At 34.3% G+C, this 5,909-nt stretch carries 8 protein-coding genes; 4 read left to right on the forward strand and 4 right to left on the reverse strand.

Translation table 11 applies throughout. The features are described 5' to 3' along the window. On the forward strand, positions 1 to 493 hold a 493-nt coding region (locus tag ABX784_RS14985; RefSeq protein ID WP_372655871.1), incomplete at its 5' end, for a hypothetical protein. 8 nt (positions 494 to 501) lie between these two features. Next, complete coding sequence (locus ABX784_RS14990; RefSeq protein WP_372655872.1) at positions 502 to 903, forward strand: hypothetical protein; 402 nt, start codon at positions 502 to 504, stop codon at positions 901 to 903. Between the two features lie 3 nt (positions 904 to 906). On the opposite strand, the gene ABX784_RS14995 is transcribed toward ABX784_RS14990, so the two are convergent. After that, on the reverse strand, positions 907 to 1,647 hold the full coding sequence (locus ABX784_RS14995) for a 3D domain-containing protein (protein WP_372655873.1): 741 nt from the start codon (positions 1,645 to 1,647) through the stop codon (positions 907 to 909). A 114-nt stretch (positions 1,648 to 1,761) separates the two neighbouring features. Here ABX784_RS14995 and ABX784_RS15000 point away from each other — a divergent pair, with 114 nt between their 5' ends. Both ABX784_RS15000 and ABX784_RS15005 read left to right on the forward strand, forming a co-directional pair. After that, on the forward strand, positions 1,762 to 2,202 hold the full coding sequence (locus ABX784_RS15000) for a hypothetical protein (protein WP_372655874.1): 441 nt from the start codon (positions 1,762 to 1,764) through the stop codon (positions 2,200 to 2,202). A 17-nt stretch (positions 2,203 to 2,219) separates the two neighbouring features. Then, the gene (locus tag ABX784_RS15005) at positions 2,220 to 2,717 is read left to right on the forward strand and encodes a hypothetical protein (protein ID WP_372655875.1); all 498 of its coding nucleotides are present in this window, start codon (positions 2,220 to 2,222) and stop codon (positions 2,715 to 2,717) included. Between the two features lie 41 nt (positions 2,718 to 2,758). Here ABX784_RS15005 and ABX784_RS15010 read toward each other — a convergent pair whose 3' ends face one another. From ABX784_RS15010 to ABX784_RS15020, 3 genes are all read right to left on the reverse strand, one after another. Further along, entirely contained in the window at positions 2,759 to 4,099 is a 1,341-nt protein-coding gene (locus ABX784_RS15010; RefSeq protein WP_372655876.1) for an MBL fold metallo-hydrolase RNA specificity domain-containing protein, read from the reverse strand. Then, positions 4,099 to 4,917 carry a hypothetical protein gene (locus ABX784_RS15015; protein WP_372655877.1) on the reverse strand — a complete coding sequence of 273 codons (819 nt, stop codon included), beginning with the start codon at positions 4,915 to 4,917 and terminating at the stop codon, positions 4,099 to 4,101. The genes ABX784_RS15010 and ABX784_RS15015 overlap by 1 nt, the downstream gene beginning before the upstream one ends. A gap of 152 nt (positions 4,918 to 5,069) precedes the next feature. Further along, positions 5,070 to 5,909, reverse strand: an 840-nt coding sequence (locus ABX784_RS15020) for a dihydrolipoamide acetyltransferase family protein (RefSeq protein WP_372655878.1), incomplete at its 5' end; no start/stop codon positions are given.

Here is a 5,909-nt window from a genome sequence, read left to right on the forward strand (position 1 = left end):
CTTAAAACATGTCCTTCCTACAGGTAAATCAAATCATGAGACTGAAACATCCCTTTTGACTGATGTATCAGGTAAGGGACAACATATAAGTTCTCTTGGGCTAGTCTTTACAAAAATATATAAGAGTATTGATTGGCAGATTTTTAGTGAGTTTAAATATTTATTTTCAGAGACGATTAATCAAAAAGATATTTCAAGCTCCCTTGGAGATTCTCTAGGTTACAATATTGGTTACTCTCCAAACAATGGGGCCATAAGATTATCTCATGGAGTAACGAGACATCACTTCGAAGATAAAGAGATTACTGTTAACAATTCAAATCAAGACTCTGCAAGAGAAGAGTACTGGGACTTTGAACTTGGTCTAGCTTATATGATCAATGATTCAACCTTTACAGTTTCATATACTGATCAAACTCTTCTTGGAGATACAGAGAATACAACCTTATCAAGAACAATATCAATTAGCTGGCTTGAACGCTGGCCACTATAGGAGTTTACATGAAAGCTTTACTATCACTAATTATTTTAACTTTTTCAATGCAATCATTTGCTGACTGTGATCTTCTTTTAGAAGATAGTAATACTTGTATTGAGTATACTTGGACAAATGGTCCTCACCTAAACTCTAGAGCAGAGAGAAACTTTTCAGAACTAGTAGTTAAATACTTTGATGCTGACGATACATCTGAAACAGCATTAGAAAATGATTTAATCAAAGTTCTACCATGGATGATCATGCCAAATATGGAACATGGAACTAGACCAGTAATTACAACTCAACTAGAAGATGGAAGCTACCTTATCTCGGAAATTCTTCTAAAGAAAATGATGGGATACTGGGAAATTAGATTTGTAGATTCAACTGATGACTCTGTCTTAGCTTCATTCAAAATACAATAATATCTAGTAGAAGGTCTTATGAAGTCTCGTAAGATCTTCTTTCACTTCATCATCTTCAATTAAATATGCCTGAAATGTTTTGCTCTTATGATTTCCAATAAAATTAAATGGATGATGCTTAGAGTTTCCTGTGAAGACATCAATATGTGAACCTTTTATTGCTCCGCCCTTATCACCAGCAAAGAAGAATCCATCATGAGTGAACTCTTTTCCAATCCACATAAACTTCTTTCCTTTTGCTTTAGGAATATAGACAACACTTCCAAATGGTATGACATTAGGATCAACAGCAATAGTTCTATAAGGAACAAGTGAATAATTCTCTACGCCTTCTCCCCATCTACTTCTTGCAGCTCTAAAGCGAACCGCATTTGTTCCTGGGAAGTCATCTCCAAAGTATGTACTACAATCGACTTGGTCAGTTGTCGTTCCAGCATAATTAAATGTTTTCTGATCTCCACCCGGAAACTTAATTGCAACAGATCCTTCCATTGCAGAGTAACACCACTCTTTCTTTGTTAGTAATACTGGATACACACCACTAACTAGAGAATTCTCTCCTAAATCCTTAAGCGGAATACCGCTCATTCGAACTTGATAAATTGGAGTATAGTAATTTGTGGACCAAAGAGTAATTGACTTTTTTGCTGTGTTATCTAATTCAAAATCATAATCTAAGATAGTTCTCTTTCTAGAAGCACAAGACGTAACAAAAATAAGAGAAAGTAAAATAATGATCTTCATAACACTCCAAAAAAACAAATTTCAATTATCGTATCTTCATATTTTCAATACATCAAATTTACATTTAATTATTACTTCCCTATAATTTTTAAAAGTTTATAAAAAAGGATGTTTATGAAAGCTTTAGTCTTATTATTAATCTCATTTCCAATTCTAGCTACAACTGGGCCATGTGATGGTCAAAGTGGAGCGTATCATATCAATGCAGGCGGAGAAGCTGGTGGCTTTGTTGCAAGTACGGCAAGAGCTGGCGAGAGAACATATATTGGTAAAGGCACTCAAATTTGTGACTATGCTCAAGTTCTAAATAGTGCTCAAATTACAGGGAATGCCATAATTAGAGATAATGCAAAAGTTTATGATAATGCAAGAGTTTGGGGGAATGCGATAGTATTTGAAAATGCAGAAGTTTTTGAAGAAGCTGGAGTTTGGGAAAATGCTCAGGTCTTTGGAAATAGTAAAGTATATGGATTCGCAGGTCTTAGAGGAAACGTTCAAGTTCACGGGATAGCAAGAATGTACGATGCAACTTACTCTTCAGGTCAATATTACTAATAAATATAAGGAAAAGAATGAAAAAACTAATTCTCACAACATTAATCTTACTTACTACAAGCTCAGTTTTTGCAGCGACTAACCATATTGTTACTGGATCATCAAGCTCGTCTCTTCAATTTAGCAACTCAGGAACTAAAAATTACGAAGCAACTCTCAATATTGGACTTGGATACAATTATAGCTTCAATAATGGATTCGAATTTGGTGGAGAGCTATCAACAATCATAGGAGACTTTAACTTACTAACAATACTTCTTGGACCTACATTTAGCTTTGGATCAGAGAATATTAATTCTTCCTATCTAGTATCTGCCAAACTAGGTGTTGCAACTTGGGGTTATACTGGATTTACAGACTATACTGACACATTAATGTCAGTTAATTTTTCAAAGAGATTTTCTCTATCTGAACAAATTAGTTACGTACCAGGATTAAGAGTAGACTATATTTTTAATACTGACTCAGATCCAGTATTTACTTTTGAAATCTTTAAATTCTCATTATTTTTCTAATAAAATGGCCCTCGTTTGAGGGCCTATATTCTTTTTAAAACCTAAAAATTAATTTCTCTTATCTCTTTAGATAAACTCACCTGCAAACTTAAATCTCTCTCTATTTTTAATTTCAAGTCATTTTGAGATTCACCCTCACCATGAACGAGAATAACTTGGGCCTTAGGGTTTTTATTAGTTGATAACCACTGCATTAGTTCATCTTGTCCAGCATGCGCCGAAAGATTTTCTAACTTTTGAATCTCTGCCTTAATAGTCATCGTGTGACCTAGCAGTGAGACTTCTCTAATATCATTTTCAAGATCACGACCAATAGTCCCTTCAGCTTGATAGCCAATGAGTAGAACAATATTATTAGAGTGCTTACCAAAGTGATCAAGGTACTTTAAGATTCTCCCCCCACTAATCATTCCACTTGCTGCGACGATGATAAGAGGACCTTTCTTCTTATTTAATTTAGAGTAGTCTTTAGAGAATTCTAAGAACCTTACACCGCTCATAGAATTTATAAACTCCTCTTCAGAAAGCTTTGTCTCAGAAGAAAATTTCTTATAGATTTCGGTTACAGCATTTGTCATAGGACTACTTACAAAAGATGGAATTTTTAAATCTTCTCTCTTTGCAAAGATTTGACTTAGATAATGAACAAACAATTGTGCTCTAGCTACAGCAAAGCTTGGTACTAAGAGAACTCTATTATTCTTAACAACATCTTCAAGTATTTTTTCAAGCTCCATGACAGGATTCATTGAACTATGGTTTCGGCTTCCATAAGTAGACTCCATTACAATATAGTCCGCTTCACATATGTCACTTGGAGGAGACATAATAGGATCTTTATAACGACCGAGATCTCCAGAGAAGAGAATTGTCTTCTTTCCTTTTAAATAAATACTTGAGGCCCCTAGTATATGACCTGCATTCTTATAAGTTATTTCAAGATCATCAATCATAAAAGCTTTATTCAACTCAACCTTATGAAATAAAGAAAAAGAATCTTGAGCATCCTCTAAAGAATATAGAGGAATAGAGAGTGGATTATTTTTAGATGTATACTTAGTGGCATCAGACTCTTGAATCCTTGCACTATCAAGTAATATAATTTCTGCTATTTCAATTGTTGCTTCTGTAGCAAAAATTTTCCCATTGAAGCCATCTTTTATAAGTTTTGGAATTAAACCACAGTGATCAAGATGACCATGTGTAAGAAAGATAGCATCTATCTCACAGGCATCAATTGGCAAAGGTTCTCTATTCATTAACTCTTCATCTTTTTGCCCCTGATATAAACCACAATCAACCAGAAATTTTCTTGAACCTGTCTCTACCAGATACTTTGATCCTGTGACAGTTTCTGTTGCTCCTAAAAAAGATACTTTCATTAATTCCTCAATTGTTGAATTTCTTTAAGAACTAAAAATTTATCATGTTCATCATAGTTAAGTTCTTCAAGTACATTTATATTCTCTTCAAGATGACTAATGACCACAATCTTTCTCTCTAAGAGAATTGGTATTAGTTTCTTTTTAATAGTTCTAAGACAAGTAATTGGATAGAGCTTGTATCTTATAATATTTCCGATCATTGAATACTCTGGATCTTTATTAAGAGATAAAAGCTTCATACCTACACCATTTGCATAAGTAATAGCATCTGTAGAGAAGTGAGTATTTGTGCAGATTGCATACTGATCAAAGTCTCGAGACTTTGTATTATTTTTAATATCTAGTGACCTAGCGTAAATATAAAGAGCTGTTTTAATATCATTCTTGTGTTTCTTAAAGTTATGGAACTTACACTCTGCCATTATGGTACGGCCGGGCCTTATTGCAACGACATCAACTTCATGACTTACAAATTCTCCCTTAATAATGACCCCTACTTCTGTTTCAAAGCCTTTCGCCTTAAATAATTCACTACAAAGTATTTCAAAAGGATATCCTGATGGACCAAGCTCTAGAATAGACCTTTTGATCCTATAATTAGCTGCGTGTATTTTTGATTTCTTTTGAAGACTTTGAAAAGCAAGATTATGTACTCTAGTAGTACTCATCCCTGGCTTTATTTTTGGAATGAGTTCTTGAATAACTTCTGATGCTATCTTCTTAGAGACACCTGTAAGGATTAGAGAGTCCTTTAATTTCTTTTTATCAAACTCTTCAACAAAACCTGAGAACTTCTTTATATAAAAGCTTTTCATCTCCATAACTCCTCACTCTAAATAATTCTACCTTACACACTCAATAGAATGAAAGCTTTCTTTCAAAAAATAAATGTCATTTAAGATTAGATTTAAACCAAAAAAAGGCCCTCAAACGAGGGCCCTTTCATATAATAAATTTAAAAACCTAATTAGAATAATTGTGCCCAATCAGTAGTCTCAAGCGTATTGATTACATGTCTTAAGAACTTAGAACCAACTTCACCATCAATTAATCTATGGTCATATGTATGAGTTGCGTACATCATCTGACGGATTGCAATTGCATCGTCTTCAGTAACTATTGGACGCTTCTTCATAGTCCCTACACAGAAGATTGCTAATTGTGGTTGAAGGATAACTGGCGTTGCCGCTAGAATTCCAAAAGAACCATTATTAGTAAATGTATAAGTTCCACCACTCATATCATCCATAGTCAGTTTCTTAGCTCTTGCCTTTTGAACTAACTCGTCTAACTTTCTAGCTATCCCTCTAATATTAAGGTTATCTGCACCTTTAATTACTGGAACAACAAGTCCGTTACCTGGAACAGCGACTGCACAACCTAGGTTAACGTCTTTCTTGTAAACAATGTTGTCACCATCGATTGATGCGTTAACAACAGGGAACTCTTTAAGAGCTTGAACAAGTGCATAAAGAATGAAGTGAGTATAAGTAAGAGAAAATCCCTCTTGCTTTTTAAACTCATTCTTAAATCCTTCTCTGAACTTAAAGATATTTGTCATGTCAGTTTCATCAATTGAGTTAACATGTGGAGAAGTCATTTTTGAAGCAATCATATTCTTAGCAATTGCTTTTCTCATATTATCCATTGGAACAATTTCAACTCTATCAGAAGAAGAAAATGCTGGAACAGAAGATTTTGCTGGTGCACTTGGAGCTTTCGCTGCAGGAGCTGGTGCCGCTTTTGCCGCTGGAGCTGATCCTCTATTCTCTAAGTAATTCATGAAGTCAGCTTTATTTACTCTTCC

The sequence above is a fragment of the Halobacteriovorax sp. genome, assembly GCF_041587335.1.
In the GTDB taxonomy this organism is placed as follows: domain Bacteria; phylum Bdellovibrionota; class Bacteriovoracia; order Bacteriovoracales; family Bacteriovoracaceae; genus Halobacteriovorax.